Origin of the sequence: Curtobacterium pomorum (genome assembly GCF_044497295.1) — a bacterium.
Taxonomy (GTDB): domain Bacteria; phylum Actinomycetota; class Actinomycetes; order Actinomycetales; family Microbacteriaceae; genus Curtobacterium.
Genome location: NZ_CP172409.1, coordinates 3,258,951 through 3,274,228, shown reverse-complemented (window position 1 = coordinate 3,274,228; position 15,278 = coordinate 3,258,951). Strand labels below are relative to the sequence as shown.

Sequence of the window (15,278 nt, the reverse complement as noted above, 5' to 3'; positions counted from 1 at the left end):
CCTCGATGAAACTCGCCATCCTGTCGCGCGCCCCGCAGGCGTACTCCACCCAACGCCTCCGTGCGGCAGCGCTGGACCGCGGTCACGAGGTCAAGGTGCTGAACACCCTGCGCTTCGCGATCGACCTGTCCGGCGAGGACCCGGACCTGCTCTACCGTGGCAAGCTCCTGTCCGACTACGACGCCGTCCTGCCCCGGATCGGCAACTCGATCACCTACTACGGCACCGCGGTCGTGCGGCAGTTCGAGCAGATGGACGTCTACACGCCGAACACCGCGACGGGCATCACGAACTCACGGGACAAGCTCCGGGCGAACCAGATCCTGTCCCGGCACCACATCGGCATGCCCGCGACGACGTTCGTGAACAGCCGGGCCGACGTCCGCGGCGCGATCGAGCGGGTCGGCGGCGCTCCGGTCGTCATCAAGCTGCTCGAGGGCACGCAGGGCATCGGGGTGATCCTGGCCCCGGAGGAGAAGGTCGCCGAGTCCATCGTCGAGACCCTGCACTCGACGAAGCAGAACGTCCTGATCCAGTCGTTCATCTCGGAGAGCCGTGGCCGCGACATCCGCGCGCTCGTCGTCGGCGACCGGGTCGTGGCCGCGATGCGCAGGACGGCGTCGGGGGACGAGTTCCGGTCCAACGTGCACCGCGGCGGCACGGTCGAGAAGGTCACGCTGTCGCCCGAGTACGAAGCGGTGGCTGTCCGGTCGGCGCAGATCATGGGCCTCAAGGTCGCCGGCGTCGACATGCTCGAGGGCAACGACGGCCCACTGGTGATGGAGGTCAACTCGTCACCGGGGCTCGAGGGCGTCGAGCGTGCGACGGGCCTCGACGTCGCCGGCGCGATCATCGACTTCATCGGCAACCAGGTCGCCTTCCCGGAGATCGACGTGCGCCAGCGGCTCAGCGTCTCGACGGGCTACGGCGTCGCCGAGCTGCTCGTGCACACCAACGCCGACCTGGTCGGGAAGACGATCAAGGAGTCCGGGCTGTGGGACCGGGACATCACCGTCCTGACCCTGCACCGGGGCGCGACCGTCATCCCGAACCCGCGCAGTGGCGTGACGCTGCAGGCAAGTGACCGGCTGCTCTGCTTCGGCAAGCTCGAGGAGATGCGCTCGATGGTGCCGGACCGTCGACGCCGTCGGAGCACGATCCGGAAGCTCCCGAAGGACGCCTGACACCGCGCGTCCAGCCGAGCCGGACTGCACACACAGGCGAAATGAGGAAGTATGTGTCGGTGACGATCATGACGGAACGGCCGGTCGACCAGGCAGCGAACGGGCAGCGGGCGGCGAGCAGTGAACCCGAGCAGCCCGGCAACGCCACGGCGAAGCACCACAACGTCTCGCTGCTGTCCGTGGCGACGACCACCGCCGAACGCGTGACGACCTCTGCTGACATCGAGGCCCGGCTCCGCGGCGTGCTCCGTCGACTCCGTCTGCCGATGGGCCTGCTCGAGCGCGTCGCCGGTGTGATCGAGCGTCGCAACTGGGGCGAGGGCCAGACCTTCCAGGACGCCGCCATCGACGCCGGACGTCGTGCGATGGCCGAGGCGGGTGTGCGTCCCGATGAGATCGGGCTGCTCATCAACACCTCGGTGACCCGTCCGCACCTCGAGCCGTCGGTCGCCGTGCGCCTGCACCACGGGCTCGGCCTGCCGTCGTCGGCGATCAACTTCGACATCGCGAACGCGTGCCTGGGCTTCGTCAACGCCATGAGCGTCGCGGCGGGCATGATCGACTCCGGTCAGATCAAGTACGCGCTCGTCGTCGACGGCGAGGACGCCGACCAGGTGCAGCTCAACACCATCGACCGTCTGAACCAGGGCGGCCGGAACCGCAAGGACTTCATGAGCGAGTTCGCCAGCCTGACCCTCGGGTCCGGCGCCGCGGCCGCCGTGCTCGGCCCGGCGGACCTGCACCCCGAGGGTCACCGGATCGTCGGCGGCGTCACCCGCGCGGCGACCCAGTGGTACGACCTGTGCGTCGGCAGCGTGGACGGCATGTTCACCGACGCCAAGATGCTGCTCAAGGGCGGCATGGAGCTCGTCGTCGCCGCGTGGACCGAGGCCCGCGCCCACTTCGACTGGGCGAACATGGACCGCTACGTCCTGCACCAGGTCTCCGACGTGCACACCAACGCGTTCGTCGAGGCCATCGGCATCCCGCGCGACAAGGTCCCCACCACCTACCAGCGTTTCGGCAACGTCGGTCCGGCGTCGATCCCGATCACCCTGGCCGACGAGGTCGAGTCCGGCGGCATCCGCCGCGGCGACCGCGTGTTCCTGGGCGGGGTCGGCTCCGGCATCAACACGGCGATGATGGAACTGCACTGGTGAGGTCCCGGCTTCCCCGCGTCGCCGCGAGCACGGCTCCGGCGACGCAGCCGCCCTCCCTGCCCGGTCTCGACCCGGCGTGGTCGCGCCTGGTGACGGTTCCCGCGTGGTCCGGGGATCGGACGGGAGGAACGGATCGCGCCGCGCGCACCTGGCACCTCCTCGACACGGCCGGGTCCCTGGCCGCGCTCGGCGTGGAGCCGGTCGGCACCATCCTGTGCGTGCACGGCAACCCGACGTGGTCGTACCTGTGGCGGTCGGTGCTCCGCACCTCGCTCGAGGTCGCCCGCGCCGGTGGCCCGGCGTGGCGCGTGGTCGCCGTCGACCAGCTCGACATGGGCTTCTCGGAGCGCACCGGCGTGGAACGGGGGCTGCCGCAGCGCGTCGCGGACCTCGGTGCCCTGACCGACGAACTCGGACTGACCGGCCCGGTCGTCACCCTCGGCCACGACTGGGGCGGCGTGGTGTCGCTCGGGTGGGCGGTCGACCACCCCGACGTCCTGGCCGCCGTCATGACGTGCAACACCGCCGTGCACCAGCCCGACGACGCCCCGATCCCCGCGCCGCTGCGGCTCGCCCTGGGCCCGGGGCTGCTCGGCCGAGCGACCGTCGTGACGCCGGCGTTCCTCGAGACGACGCTCGGCATCGCGCACCCGAAGCTCGAGCGTGCCGTGGCCGACGGCTACCGTGCGCCCTACCGCGGTGCCGCCCGACGCGGCGGCATCGGGGGCTTCGTCGCGGACATCCCCGTCGACGCCCGGCACCGGAGTGCGCCGGAGCTCGACCGCATCGCTGCGGGTGTGGCGGCGCTCGACGTGCCGGCGCTGCTGCTCTGGGGCCCGCGCGACCCCGTCTTCCTGGAGCGCTACCTCGACGACCTGTCCGAGCGGCTGCCGCACGCCGACGTGCACCGCTTCGAGGGCGCCGGCCACCTGCTGCCGGACGACGCCGACGTGGCGGGCGCGGTGTTCGACTGGATCGGCGACCGCCTGCCGGGCGGGAGCGTCCCCGACGACGCCACCCCGGGCCTCCCGTCCGCTCCCGACCAGCGCGCGGACGTGAGCCGCCCGCTCGGCGCCGCGCTCGAGGACCTGCGCGACAGCGACGAACCCGCGCTGGTCGAGATGGCCGCTGCCGGCGGGCCCCGCACGATCACGTGGCGCCTGCTCGCACGTCGGGTGGACGAGATCGCCGCCGGGCTGGACGACCTCGGTGTCCGGAGCGGCGACCGTGTCTCGCTCCTCGTCACCCCCGGAGCCGACCTGACCGCCGTCCTGTACGCCTGCGTGCGGATCGGCGCGGTCGTGGTCGTGGCGGATGCCGGGCTCGGTCTGCGCGGCCTGACCCGTGCGGTGCGCGGGGCCCGGCCCGACTGGATCATCGGCGCGCTGCCCGGACTCGGAGCCGCCCGTGCGCTCGGCTGGCCGGGTCGGCGCATCGCGACGGTCCCGCTGCCCGCCCCCGCTCGGCGCGCCCTGCGCGTGGAGCACACGCTGGTCGACGTCGCCCGGCGCGGCGCCCGTCGACTCGCCCACGGGACGTCGCTGCCCACGGTGCCGACGTCCGACGCTCCGGCAGCGATCCTGTTCACCTCCGGGTCGACCGGTCCGGCGAAGGGTGTCGTGTACACGCACGGACAGCTCGGAGCCGTCCGCGACGTCCTGGCGACCCAGTACGACATCGGTGTCGGCACCGGGCTCGTCGCGGGCTTCGCGCCCTTCGCCCTGCTCGGTCCCGCCCTCGGGGCGCGGTCGGTGGCTCCGGACATGGACGTCACCGCGCCCCGCACCCTGACGGCCCGTGCCGTGGCGGCCTCGGTGGCCGCGGCGGACGCGACCGTGGTGTTCCTGTCACCAGCGGCACTGGCGAACGTCGTGGCGACGGCGTCGGCGCTGGACGGTGCCGACCGTGCAGCGCTCGCACGCGTCCGGCTGTTCCTGTCGGCGGGTGCCCCGGTGTCCGCCGCGCTGCTCACCGCGGCGACGGAGCTGATGCCGAACGCGAGCGCGCACACCCCCTACGGCATGACCGAGGGACTGCTCATGACCGACGTCGACCTGGACGGCGTTCGTTCCGCTGCGGCCTCGGACGACGAGGGCATCTGCGTCGGCGCTCCGGCGGCGAACGTCCTGGTGCGGATCGCGCCGCTCGACGCCTCGGGTGCCGCGACCGGGGCGCTGACCGACACGGCGGGCGTCACCGGCGAGATCGTCGTCGCAGCACCGCACGTGCGCGACCACTACGACCGGCTGTGGCGGACGAACCGGGTCGCGCGACTCGGCGTCGAGGACCCGCGCGGCCACCGCACCGGCGACGTCGGACACCTGGACGCCTCCGGGCGCCTCTGGGTCGAGGGGCGGATGCAGCACGTGCTCACCACCCCCGACGGCGTCGTCACCCCGGTCGGACCGGAGCAGCGCATCGAGGGCGTACCCGGGGTCGGTCGTGCCGGCGTCGCGGGGATCGGCCCGCGCGGAACGCAGCAGGTCGTCGCGGTGGTCGAGACCACGAACGGACGACGTGCCCGTCGGCCCGCCCTGGCGTCGCCGGCGTTGGCCGCGTCGGTCCGGGCCGCTGCCGGGGTCCCCATCGCCGCCGTGCTGACCGTGCCGGTGCTGCCGACCGACATCCGGCACAACTCGAAGGTCGACCGCACCCGGCTGTCCCGCTGGGCGACCGCGGTGCTGTCCGGTGGACGGATGACGCGGCCGTGAAGGTCCTGGTGACCGGGGCCAGCGGGTTCCTCGGGCAGGCCACCGCCGCAGCCGTGCGCGACGCCGGGCACGAGGTCCGCACGTTCCAGCGGCGGCCCTCGGGGGTCGCGGGCGTGCAGGACGTCGCCGGCACGATGACCGACCACGCTGCGGTGGCACGTGCGGTCGAGGGGGTCGACGCCGTCGTGCACCTCGCCGCCAAGGTCTCCCTGGCCGGTGACCCTGCCGACTTCGCTCGCGTGAACGTCGACGGAACCCGAGCGCTCGTCGACGCCGCACGCCGTGCCGGCGCCCGGCGGTTCGTGTTCGTGTCGTCGCCGTCGGTCGCGCACACCGGGTCGTCGCTGGTCGGCGCCGGAGCGGGCGTCGCCGAGCCGCAGCACGCGCGTGGCGACTACGCCCGCACGAAGGCCGCGGCCGAACTGCTCGCGCTCGACGCCGATGCCCCAGGGTTCGCCGTCGTCGCCGTCCGGCCGCACCTGGTGTGGGGGCCGGGGGACACGCAGCTGATCGGCCGCATCGTCGAGCGAGCACGGGCCGGACGGCTCCCGCTGCTCGACTCCGGGGCCGCCCTGATCGACACCCTCTACGTCGACAACGCCGCCTCGGCCATGGTCGCTGCGCTCGAGCACGCGGCGGACGACGACGTGCACGGCAACGCCTACGTCGTGACGAACGGCGAGCCCCGGCCCGTCGCGGACCTGCTCGCCGGGATCTGTACGGCCTCGGGCGTCGCAGCACCGCGGTGGCACGTGCCGGCAGCGGTCGCACGGGTTGCGGGGTCCCTGGTCGAGGCCGTGTGGCGGGTGCGTCCGGGGCAGGACGAGCCGCCGATGACCCGGTTCCTCGCCGAGCAGCTCTCGACGGCGCACTGGTTCGACCAGCGCCGCACCCGTGCCGACCTGCAGTGGGCGCCCTCGGTGTCGATCGCCGAGGGCCTCGCGCGCCTGGCGGACGCGGCCCGAGTCTCGGCGGCGGCTCAGACCTCGTCGGCCGCCACGTAGACCCAGGCCGACAGGCCCGAGGTGAGCTCGACCCGGATGCGCTGGTAGTCCGCGACCTCGTAGCCGTCGACCGCGCGGAGCTGCCACTCGTAGCCGAGGGTCAGGGTCGACCCCTCGACGACGTCGTCCGCGGTGCCGCGGCGGAGGATCGGGTGCAGGTCCGAACCGCTGGTCCGGACGACCTCGGGGTCGGTGATCGCCACCCAGTCGAGTCGCCAGCCGGGCAGCGTGTCCGGGGTGGTGGGCACGTGGTCGCCGAACAGTGACTCCTGCACGAGCGGCTGCCGCAGTGTGCCGTACGAGAACACCCGGTGCGTCTCACCCGGACGCGGCGTCGGGCGCCTGATGGGCCGGGGAGCGATCGTCGGGGTCGAGGTCCAGACGAGCGCGCCCGCGACCCCGGTCAGTCCGAGGTGGAGCAGCCCGACGACGACGAGGAGGATCCCCCAACCGGCGCCGACGGCGATCGCGATGATGCCGACGACGAGACAGACGAGCGCGAACGCGCCGAGACCGATGACCCAGCGCTGGCCGGGGGAGAGACGCTTCACGTCGCGAGGGTAGCGGACGCGAGGCCCGGATCACGCGCGCCGATCGGCGCAGGCGATCCGGGCCTCCCGGTCGTCAGCTGTGCCGCTTGGCGGCCTTGGCGATCTTCTTGCCCAGCTTCTTGCGGGCCTTGCGGGCGTGCGGGTCGTTCCACGCCTTGCGGACGGTCTCGCCCTTGGACGTCTTGATCACCGGACGGTTCGCGCGCGAGCCGAACCAGAACCCGACGAGGACGATCAGGCCGATGACGATGATGCGGTTGCGCATGGTGGGACTCCTTGGTCGGTGGTGCAGGTGCCGGCGGTTCAGCCGGTGAAGCGTTGCCAGAGCTCGGTGACGATGGGCCACACGTCGCCGGCACGGTCGGCTGAGCCGACGGCCACCAGGACCACGGGGACGATCGTGACGGCGATGCTCACCAGCACGGCGAGCACGACGGCGATCGTCGCCGTGGTGGTGTGCCGTCGGGTGAGCGCCAGCGCGAAGAGCGCCAGCACGACGACCAGCCCGAGGACCGCGACGACCGTCACCCGCAGGAACGGGAACGGGACGAGGCCCGCGGTGGTGGCCGTGACGCCGCCGAGGAAGCCGACCAGGGGCAGGAACGCCCCGAGCAGGACCCCGGCGACCAGGACCACGCCGATGCCACCCGCGATCCACACGCCGCGTGGCCGGGGCCGTCGGTCGCGGGGCCGACGACCGCCGGACCAGGCGGTGGTCACGGGCGGTCCGCGGCCGGCGTCGTCGGCTGGTCGGCGTCGCGGGCGGCTGCCCGCGCTGCATCGCTGGCGTCGGCCGCAGCGTCGGCAGCGTCCTGTGCGGCGTCCTCGGCGGAGTCGGCGGCACGCACCGCTGCGTCGGCGGCGGTCTCACCGGCCGGGTCGGAGGTCGCAGCGGTGTCGTCTGCCGCAGCGGCCGTCCGTGCGCGGTCGGCTGCGTCGCGGGCGGTGTCCGCGGCGTCCCGGGCGCCCTCCGACGCCCGGTCGAGTGCGTCCGACGCGGCGTCGTGCACACGGCCAGCCGTGTCGGTCGTCGCGTCGACGGCCCGCTCCGCTGCGTCCGCGGTCGCGTCGGCGGCACGCTTCGTGGCGTCGGCGCTCGCGGCAGCGGCACGCTTCGTCGTGTCCGCGGTGGCGTCGGCTGCGCGTCGAGCGGTGTCGACCGTCGCGTCGGCTGCACGCTTGGTCGCGTCCGCGGTGGCCTCCGCAGCCTGCTTCGTCACGTCGGCCGTGGCGTCCGCGGCGCGCTTCGTCGCCTCGGCGGTGGCGTCCGCCGCCTGCTTCGTGGCGTCGACGGTCGCGGATGCCACGCGCTTGGTGGTGTCGCGGGTCGCCTTCGCGGCGTCCTGCACCGCGTCGCCGACGGCAGTGGCGGCACGCTCGACGGGCGAGGGTTCGTCGTCGAACGGTCCGTGCACGTCGAGGACGCGGACGTCCACCGTCGTCGGCTCGGTCGAGACCTGACCGGCGGCGGCGGTCACCTGTCGGCGCACCTCGTCGGCGACCTCGCGGACGTTCCGCGGGTAGGTGACGATCACGGAGACGTGCACCGCGAAGGTGCCGTCCTCGTCGTCGACCTGGACGCCGGCGGTCCCGGCGGAGCGGCCGAGCCGCTTCCGCAGTTCGTCGGCGGCTCGGGAGACGGTCCCGCCGAGGTGGTGCACGCCGGGCACACCGAGCGCCGTCTCCGCCGCGGTCCGCGCGATCAGCATCGCGGGGGTCGCGTCGTCGGGCAGCGGCTCCGTCAGTTCTGCGGGCAGGGCCACCTCGGTGACCTGCGTGTGCGCATGGGGGTCGTGCTGCATGGTTCCTCCTCGTTCGGGTCCGCGGGGACGCATCGGGGCACTCGACGTCGCGAGTGCCCCGACACGCATCGGGCGTCCTACTTCTTGAAGACGTCCTTGACGTCCTCGCCGGTCTGCTTGACGCTCGCGGAGGCCTGGTCCTTCTGGCCCTCGGCGACCTTGGAGTCGTCGTTCGTGGCCTTGCCCACGGCCTCCTTCGCCTTGCCGGCGAGGTCCTGTGCAGCGTTCTTGATCTTGTCGTCGAGTCCCATGACGGGTCCTTTCATCGGTCGGGCGTGCGCCCGGTGGTGGGTGTTGCGTGGGTCTTCGCTGGGCCGGGAGGCCCGGGGTCGCGTCCGGCTGACGGGTGTCAGTGGACGCGGGTCGACTTCGCGCGCGCCGAACGGGTTCCACCGGTGAGGTGGACCAGGACGGGCACCTGGCGACCGAGCGTGCGGTCGAGGACCGCGACGGCGCGGTCGACGGCGTCGAGCACCGAGACGGCGTCTCCGCCGCGGCGGACCGCGACGCGGATGCGAGCGGCACGCTGCTTGCGCACCAGGTAGGTGTCGACGCGGGAGCCGACGACGTCGCGGACACCGGCGAGCTCGTGCTCGACGACGTCGCGGACGAGGGCGACGTTCACCGTGACGGCGTCCTCACCCGAGCGTTCGCGGACGGCGACGGACGTGCCGCCCCCTCCGCGGGTGAACACCCAGACGAGGGCGAGCACGATCACGACGGCGCAGACGACGGCGACGATCCAGAGCGAGGACGCGGGGACGTCCAGGTTGCTCGGCAGGTCGACGTAGGGCTTGATCGCGTCCTGCACGGCGGGCAGCACACCCGCGCCGATGGTCAGACCGACGACGACGGCGACGAGGCCGAGGACGAAGAGGATGATCCGGTTCATGGTCCGGTTGCTCTTGGTCATGCGAGGGTCCCCTTCTCGTCGATGCGGACGCGGATGTTCTGGCCGAAGCGTTCGTCGAGACCACTGAGGCGGTCGCGGACGGCCGCCTGCACGGCCTGCTCGTCGACCGGGATGCCGGTGACCGGCACGATCCGGACGTCGGTGCGGCGACCGCGCGCGGTTGCCGAGGCGTTGCCCTCAGGGACCCCCGCTGCCGTCCCGGCCGCGTTGGCCGCGGTCGAGGCGACGATGCGGGTGTCGATGACGACTGCGCCACGGTCGTGCTGGACGACCGAGCGGTGCTGACGACCCGGCTTGAGGGCCAGGACGATCAGCACGATGCCGAGGACCACGAGCACGACGGCGATGACCTCGGCGATCGTGACGAAGGCGGCGTCGGGCTGCAGTGCGGCGTCGACGGCGGTCTGCGGGTCGGCGAGGAGCGGGGGCCGCCCGATCGCCCGCAGGACCGACTCCGTGCCGATCCACGCGGCGACCAGTGCCAGGACCACCAGCGCCACGGCGACTGCGGTCGAGCGGGAGCGGTGCACGCTCCGACGACGGATGCGTCGTTCGACGGAACCGTTGCTCATGATGGTCTCCTAGCGGGTTCGGGACTCGCGCTCGCGCACGATCCCGGTGAGTTCGATGTGGGCACTGCCGACGCGTCGGCCGGTGAGTTCGCTCACGCGGCTCTTGACCTCGTCGGCGACCCGGGCCGAGCGGGCGACGAGGTCGTCGCCCGCGGCGATCGGGCCGGTGACGTCGAGGGACATCGCACCGGACGCGTCGCCGAGACCGACCCTGACCCGCTTGGCGGGGGCGCCGAGCCGTTCGGCTGCGACGGCCCGCGCCAGCGAGGTCAGTGCACGAGCGGTGATCTCGACGCGGCCCGGGACGACCGGGCCGGCGTTCACCGGGAGCTCCGGCGCCCGGTGAGCACGTCGGTCAGGGCGCCGCGGTCGATCTTGCCGGTGGCGAGGGCGGCCACGAGGGCGCCGATCGCACCGAAGACGATGACCAGGACGAAGCCCCAGAACCCGAACTGCAGTGCGACGACTGCGAGGACGGCCCCGATGAGGGCACCGATCAGTGTGTTGCTCATGCGACTCGCGCTTCCTTCTTCTCGTCGTTGTCGTTGTCGTCGTCGTCGCCCGGGATGAAGACGTCCTGGACGGTGACGTTGACCTCGGCGACCTCCATGCCGACGATCTGCTCGAGGGCACGGGCGACGCTGCTGCGGACGCCGTCGGCGACCTGCTGGAGCGACACCGGGTACTCGGCGACGATGACGATGTCCGCGGCGACCTGCTTCTCGCCGACCTCGACCTTGACGCCCTGACCGAAGTCGCGCTGGCCGATCGCGTCGCGGAGCGCACCGATCGCACGGGCGGCGCCGCCACCGAGGGAGTGCACGCCGTTGACCTCGCGGGCCGCGATGCCGGCGACCTTCGACACGACGGTGTCGTCGATGACGGTCTTGCCGGTGACGCCGCTGTTCGAGCCGGCGTGCGAGGTGGTCCGGGCCGCTGCGGTGGTGGCCGGGGTGGTGGTGATGGAGTCAGCCATGGTTCGTTCCTTCCGATTGACCCGCCGGGCGTTCCCAGCGGTTGCTGTTCACGGATGAGACGGGCTGCACCAGAGATTCGTCACACATGACTTTCCGGATCCGGGAGAATTCCAGGGATCCGCGGAAACACGGGGATGTGGCTGTACCCCCTGGTCGTCCACTCAGGCGGTTTCGCGCGTTCCGTCCGCCGCGTTGCGTTCTGCAGCGGCGCGGATCGCCCGGGCGCACGTCATCGGGGACTCGCCTCGCTCGGCTCGGAAGAGCTGCTGCAGCCGTCGCGGCAGGACTCCGGCGGCGTCGGCGATCTCCTGCAGGGAGAGGTCCTCGGTGGCGTGCTGCTCGATGAAGGAGACGGCACGGCGGACGCGCCACGAGGACCGGCCGCTGTCGGGTCGTGCGGACAGTGAGGCGCGGCGGGTGGCGGCGGGGTCCTCGCCGAACCGCTCGCGGTAGGCGGTGGCGAACCGACCAGGGTTCGTGAAGCCCCACTTGCGTGCGACCAGGGCGACACCGTCCGCGCTGGGGGAGCGGTCGTCGCCGGCACGCAGGAGCTCGCTCCGGACCCGGTCGAGCCGGTGCTCGCGCAGGAACCGGTGCGGCGTCGAGTCCAGGGTGCGGGCGAACACGTCCTGCAGGCCGCGCTGGCTGAGCCCGCACGCCGCGGCGATCTCCGACACCGCCGGACGCTCGGCCGCGTGCCGTTCGACGTACCGGATGGCGTCGCGCAGGCGGTTGGCGACGGGGACGTCGTCGCCGCGGTTGCGGATCGGGAAGGTGTCGAGCACGACGATCGCCAGCCGGCGGTTCAGCGCGGTCCGCATCGGTCCGACCACGCGGTCGTCGACGAGTGCCGGGCCGAGCTCCCCGATCAGGTGGCGCAGCGGTTCGCGGCGGGCGATGACCTCGTCCTGCTGGTCGAACAGCAGTGGGCCGTCCGGCAGCCGGTAGCCGAGGTCGCGCCCGACGGTCCGCAGGAACGAGTCCGCGATGTGCACCCCGTTGTAGACCGTGCCGTCCGACTCGAAGCGGTACGCCTCGGACGCGCTGGCGATGTAGGGGCTGCCCGGCTCGACCACCCGCGTGCGGTCGGGGAAGTGCATCTCGAGCCGACCCTTGGTGAGCCAGAAGACCACGTGGTCCTCCCGCGCCCCGATGACCCCGCCGCGGCGACCGCCCTCGGCGCGCATGGTCCGCAGCGTGAGGTCGTCGTCGCCGACCACGGTGTACTCGTAGCGGGCGTCGTCCGTCGCGTACGTCTCGGAGGCGAATCCGGACCCGTGGTACTCCGCCTCGAAGATGTCGGAGTAGTCCGAGCCGTCGCCGTCGGCGAACCGCAGCTTGCGGAAGCCGTTCGTCGTCGGATCGGTCATGGTCGAAATCATGACACCGACCGCGGGCCGAGGTGAATACCCGCGTTCGCGCACCGCCCGTCGCTCGGAGGGAATACCCTAGGGGGGTACCGTATTGAGGACCGTGGAGGCCACCATGCACGAACACGTCGGGTACATCGGCGACAAGGACGACCTGCTCAAGCGGCTCCGTCGCGCCGAGGGGCAGGTGCGCGGCATCGCCCGGATGGTCGAGGACGAGACGTACTGCATCGACGTCCTCACCCAGATCTCGGCGGCGAACCGGGCGCTCGAACGCGTGGCGCTCTCGCTGCTCGAGGACCACCTCAAGCACTGCGTCGCCGAGGCCGTCGCCGAGGGCGGCGACGCCGCGGACGAGAAGGTCCGCGAAGCGAGCCAGGCCATCGCCCGGCTCGTGCGCTCGTGACCCCCGCCCCCACCGGAACCACAGGAGGAGACACCGTGACCACCGAACTGCTGCTCGTCGAGGGCATGACCTGCGAACACTGCGTGATGAGCGTGACCGAGGAACTCACCGGACTCGAGGGGGTGTCCGACGTCGCCGTGGCGCTCGTCCCCGGCGGTGCCTCGTCGGTGACCGTCACCTCGGACGCACCCGTCGACCCCGAGGCGCTCCGCGGCGCGGTCGCCGAGGCGGGGTACGAGGTCGTGCCGTCGTGACGGAGGGCATCGTCGAACTCGACATCACGGGCATGACCTGCGCCTCGTGCGCGAACCGCATCGAACGGAAGCTGGGCAAGCTGCCCGGGGTCACCGCCACCGTCAACTACGCCACCGAGAAGGCGCAGGTGCAGGTCGCGGCCGACGGCACCGCCGACCCCGCGACCCTCATCGCCGCCGTCGAGTCCGCCGGGTACGGCGCGACCGTGCCCACCCCGCCGGCCGACACCACGGCCGACGCGGACACCGACGCCGACGACCCGGCTGCCGCGCTGCGCCGTCGACTCCTCGTGTCCGCGGTCCTCGCCGTCCCGGTCGTCGTGCTCTCCATGGTGCCGGTCCTGCAGTTCCCGAACTGGCAGTGGCTCGCCCTGACGCTGGCTGCCCCCGTCGCGGTGTGGGGCGCGCTCCCGTTCCACCGTGCGGCCTGGGTGAACGCCCGGCACGGCGCGGCGACCATGGACACCCTGGTGAGCGTGGGCGTGCTCGCGGCCTTCGGCTGGTCCCTGTACGCCCTCTTCTTCGGCGACGCCGGCACGACCGGCATGCACATGACCTTCTCGTGGATCGCGACCGACCCCGAGGCGACCGACCTGTACCTCGAGGTCGCCGCGGCCGTGACGGTGTTCATCCTGGCCGGCCGGTACATGGAGGCCCGCGCCAAGCGGCAGTCCGGAGCAGCCCTCCGCGCCCTGCTCGAACTCGGCGCGAAGGAGGCCGCGGTGCTGCGGGACGGCGTCGAGCGGCGCGTCCCGGCGCCGGCCCTCGTCGTCGGGGACGTCGTCGTCGTGCGGCCGGGGGAGCGGATCCCGAGCGACGGCCTCGTGCAGGACGGGTCGTCGGCCGTCGACCGCAGCATGGTCACCGGCGAGTCCGTCCCCGTCGAGGTCGGACCGGGCGACCGGGTGACCGGTGCGACGATCAACGTCGGCGGCCGGCTCGTGGTCGAGGTCACCCGCGTCGGCGCCGACACCGAACTCGCCCGGATGGGGCGGCTCATCGAGGACGCGCAGACCGGCAAGGCCGACGTGCAACGCCTGGCCGACCGGGTGTCCGGCGTCTTCGTGCCGATCGTCATCGCGCTCGCCGTGCTGGCGTTCGTCGGTTGGCTCGTGCTCGGCGGTTCGGTCACGGCGGCGTTCACCGCAGCCGTCGCCACGCTCATCATCGCCTGCCCGTGCGCCCTCGGGCTCGCGACGCCGACCGCGCTGCTCGTCGGCACCGGCCGTGGATCGCAGCTCGGCATCCTGATCGGCGGCCCGCAGGTGCTCGAGCAGACCCGTGGCGTCGACACGATCGTGCTCGACAAGACCGGCACCGTCACCACCGGCGAGATGACCATGCGCGCGGTGACCTGCGCCGACGCCGCCCTCGACGAGGACGTCGTGCTCCGCCTCGCCGCGGCCGTCGAACACGGGTCCGAGCACCCCGTGGCCCGTGCGGTCGTCCGTGCGGCAGTGGCCCGGCACCTCGACGTACCGACCGCCGAGCAGTTCGAGTCGACCCCCGGCGCCGGCGTGCAGGCCGTCGTGGACGGCGACGTCGTCCTCGTCGGCGGTACCCGCTGGCTGACCTCGTCGTGGGCGATCCCCGTCCCCGATGCGGTGAACGCGGCGATCACCGCCGCCGAGACCGACGGCGGGACCGCGGTCGTCGTGGCCCGGAACGGCAGCGTGCTGGGCGTCGTGGTCGTCGGTGACACCGTGAAGCCCGAGGCGGCCGACGCCGTCGCGCGGTTCGTGGCCCTCGGCCTCCACCCCGTCCTGCTCACCGGCGACAACGACGGAGCAGCCCGAGCCGTCGCCGCGCAGGTCGGCATCGACGAGGTGCACGCCCGTGCGACCCCGGCCGGCAAGCTCGACACCGTCCGGGGCATGCAGGCCCAGGGACGGAGCGTCGCCATGGTCGGTGACGGTGTCAACGACGCCGCGGCGCTCGCCGCGGCCCACCTCGGCATCGCGATGGGCGCCGGCACCGACGCGGCGATCGCGGCCAGCGACATCACGGTCGTGAGCGGTCGGCTCACCGTCGTCGCCGACGCCGTCCGGCTGTCGCGGGCCACGCTCGGCATCATCAAGGGCAACCTGTTCTGGGCGTTCGCGTACAACGTGGCGGCGATCCCGCTCGCGATGGCGGGGCTGCTCAACCCGGTGCTCGCCGGCGCCGCCATGGCGTTCTCGTCCGTCTTCGTCGTGACGAACAGCCTGCGGCTGCGTCGTTTCGCACCCCGGCCCTGAGGCCGACCAGCCGTCGGACGTGACGCGCGCAGCGAACGCAGCCCGCGCCTCCCGTCCGGCGGTGCGCACCACGGTGCCGACGGCACTACGCTCGAAGACGGTCCGCGACGCACTGGTGCGGTGACCTGCGGGCTGTA

Annotated in this window: 18 protein-coding genes; 7 read left to right on the top strand and 11 right to left on the bottom strand. The window is 72.9% G+C overall.

Annotated elements, in window-relative coordinates; translation table 11 throughout:
* Positions 1–5: 5 nt before the first annotated feature.
* From rimK to ACGH48_RS15610, 4 genes are read left to right on the top strand one after another with little or no spacing between them, the layout of a single operon-like run.
* A complete protein-coding gene (gene rimK, locus ACGH48_RS15625; RefSeq protein WP_123314388.1) occupies positions 6–1,184 on the top strand; it encodes a 30S ribosomal protein S6--L-glutamate ligase in 1,179 nt (392 codons plus the stop codon).
* A gap of 53 nt (positions 1,185–1,237) precedes the next feature.
* Positions 1,238–2,344 carry a 3-oxoacyl-ACP synthase III gene (locus tag ACGH48_RS15620; protein ID WP_123314289.1) on the top strand — a complete coding sequence of 369 codons (1,107 nt, stop codon included), beginning with the start codon at positions 1,238–1,240 and terminating at the stop codon, positions 2,342–2,344.
* The gene (locus ACGH48_RS15615) at positions 2,341–5,055 is read left to right on the top strand and encodes an alpha/beta fold hydrolase (RefSeq protein WP_396289250.1); all 2,715 of its coding nucleotides are present in this window, start codon (positions 2,341–2,343) and stop codon (positions 5,053–5,055) included. Before ACGH48_RS15620 ends, ACGH48_RS15615 begins: the two co-directional genes overlap by 4 nt.
* Positions 5,052–6,059: an NAD-dependent epimerase/dehydratase family protein gene (locus ACGH48_RS15610; RefSeq protein WP_396289248.1), complete on the top strand. Its 1,008-nt coding sequence runs from the start codon at positions 5,052–5,054 to the stop codon at positions 6,057–6,059. The genes ACGH48_RS15615 and ACGH48_RS15610 overlap by 4 nt, the downstream gene beginning before the upstream one ends.
* On the opposite strand, the gene ACGH48_RS15605 is transcribed toward ACGH48_RS15610, so the two are convergent.
* The 11 genes from ACGH48_RS15605 to ACGH48_RS15555 all read right to left on the bottom strand — a co-directional run bounded on the left by ACGH48_RS15605 (position 6,035) and on the right by ACGH48_RS15555 (position 12,244).
* A complete protein-coding gene (locus tag ACGH48_RS15605; protein ID WP_260233164.1) occupies positions 6,035–6,610 on the bottom strand; it encodes a gamma-glutamylcyclotransferase family protein in 576 nt (191 codons plus the stop codon). The genes ACGH48_RS15610 and ACGH48_RS15605 overlap by 25 nt on opposite strands.
* A gap of 73 nt (positions 6,611–6,683) precedes the next feature.
* Entirely contained in the window at positions 6,684–6,875 is a 192-nt protein-coding gene (locus tag ACGH48_RS15600) for a hypothetical protein (protein ID WP_123314286.1), read from the bottom strand.
* Between the two features lie 38 nt (positions 6,876–6,913).
* Positions 6,914–7,330, bottom strand: a complete 417-nt coding sequence (locus ACGH48_RS15595) for an MFS transporter permease (RefSeq protein WP_123314285.1) — start codon at positions 7,328–7,330, stop codon at positions 6,914–6,916.
* Complete coding sequence (locus ACGH48_RS15590; protein ID WP_396289246.1) at positions 7,327–8,412, bottom strand: Asp23/Gls24 family envelope stress response protein; 1,086 nt, start codon at positions 8,410–8,412, stop codon at positions 7,327–7,329. The genes ACGH48_RS15595 and ACGH48_RS15590 overlap by 4 nt, the downstream gene beginning before the upstream one ends.
* 77 nt (positions 8,413–8,489) lie before the next feature.
* The gene (locus ACGH48_RS15585; protein WP_123314283.1) at positions 8,490–8,663 is read right to left on the bottom strand and encodes a CsbD family protein; all 174 of its coding nucleotides are present in this window, start codon (positions 8,661–8,663) and stop codon (positions 8,490–8,492) included.
* Positions 8,664–8,761: 98 nt separating this feature from the next.
* Entirely contained in the window at positions 8,762–9,325 is a 564-nt protein-coding gene (locus ACGH48_RS15580) for a hypothetical protein (RefSeq protein WP_396289245.1), read from the bottom strand.
* Positions 9,322–9,897: a DUF6286 domain-containing protein gene (locus tag ACGH48_RS15575; RefSeq protein WP_111084757.1), complete on the bottom strand. Its 576-nt coding sequence runs from the start codon at positions 9,895–9,897 to the stop codon at positions 9,322–9,324. The genes ACGH48_RS15580 and ACGH48_RS15575 overlap by 4 nt, the downstream gene beginning before the upstream one ends.
* A 9-nt stretch (positions 9,898–9,906) precedes the next feature.
* Positions 9,907–10,221: a hypothetical protein gene (locus ACGH48_RS15570; protein ID WP_123314280.1), complete on the bottom strand. Its 315-nt coding sequence runs from the start codon at positions 10,219–10,221 to the stop codon at positions 9,907–9,909.
* Positions 10,218–10,409, bottom strand: a complete 192-nt coding sequence (locus tag ACGH48_RS15565) for a DUF2273 domain-containing protein (RefSeq protein ID WP_123291766.1) — start codon at positions 10,407–10,409, stop codon at positions 10,218–10,220. Before ACGH48_RS15565 ends, ACGH48_RS15570 begins: the two co-directional genes overlap by 4 nt.
* Positions 10,406–10,873 carry an Asp23/Gls24 family envelope stress response protein gene (locus ACGH48_RS15560; RefSeq protein WP_111084754.1) on the bottom strand — a complete coding sequence of 156 codons (468 nt, stop codon included), beginning with the start codon at positions 10,871–10,873 and terminating at the stop codon, positions 10,406–10,408. The genes ACGH48_RS15565 and ACGH48_RS15560 overlap by 4 nt, the downstream gene beginning before the upstream one ends.
* A 162-nt stretch (positions 10,874–11,035) precedes the next feature.
* Complete coding sequence (locus tag ACGH48_RS15555) at positions 11,036–12,244, bottom strand: helix-turn-helix domain-containing protein (RefSeq protein WP_396289244.1); 1,209 nt, start codon at positions 12,242–12,244, stop codon at positions 11,036–11,038.
* A 115-nt stretch (positions 12,245–12,359) separates the two neighbouring features.
* Between ACGH48_RS15555 and ACGH48_RS15550 the strand changes: the two genes are divergently transcribed.
* From ACGH48_RS15550 to ACGH48_RS15540, 3 genes are read left to right on the top strand one after another with little or no spacing between them, the layout of a single operon-like run.
* The gene (locus ACGH48_RS15550; protein WP_111084793.1) at positions 12,360–12,650 is read left to right on the top strand and encodes a metal-sensitive transcriptional regulator; all 291 of its coding nucleotides are present in this window, start codon (positions 12,360–12,362) and stop codon (positions 12,648–12,650) included.
* 35 nt (positions 12,651–12,685) lie between these two features.
* The gene (locus ACGH48_RS15545) at positions 12,686–12,904 is read left to right on the top strand and encodes a heavy-metal-associated domain-containing protein (RefSeq protein ID WP_260233163.1); all 219 of its coding nucleotides are present in this window, start codon (positions 12,686–12,688) and stop codon (positions 12,902–12,904) included.
* Positions 12,901–15,141 carry a heavy metal translocating P-type ATPase gene (locus ACGH48_RS15540; RefSeq protein WP_396289243.1) on the top strand — a complete coding sequence of 747 codons (2,241 nt, stop codon included), beginning with the start codon at positions 12,901–12,903 and terminating at the stop codon, positions 15,139–15,141. The genes ACGH48_RS15545 and ACGH48_RS15540 overlap by 4 nt, the downstream gene beginning before the upstream one ends.
* Positions 15,142–15,278: the final 137 nt, after the last annotated feature.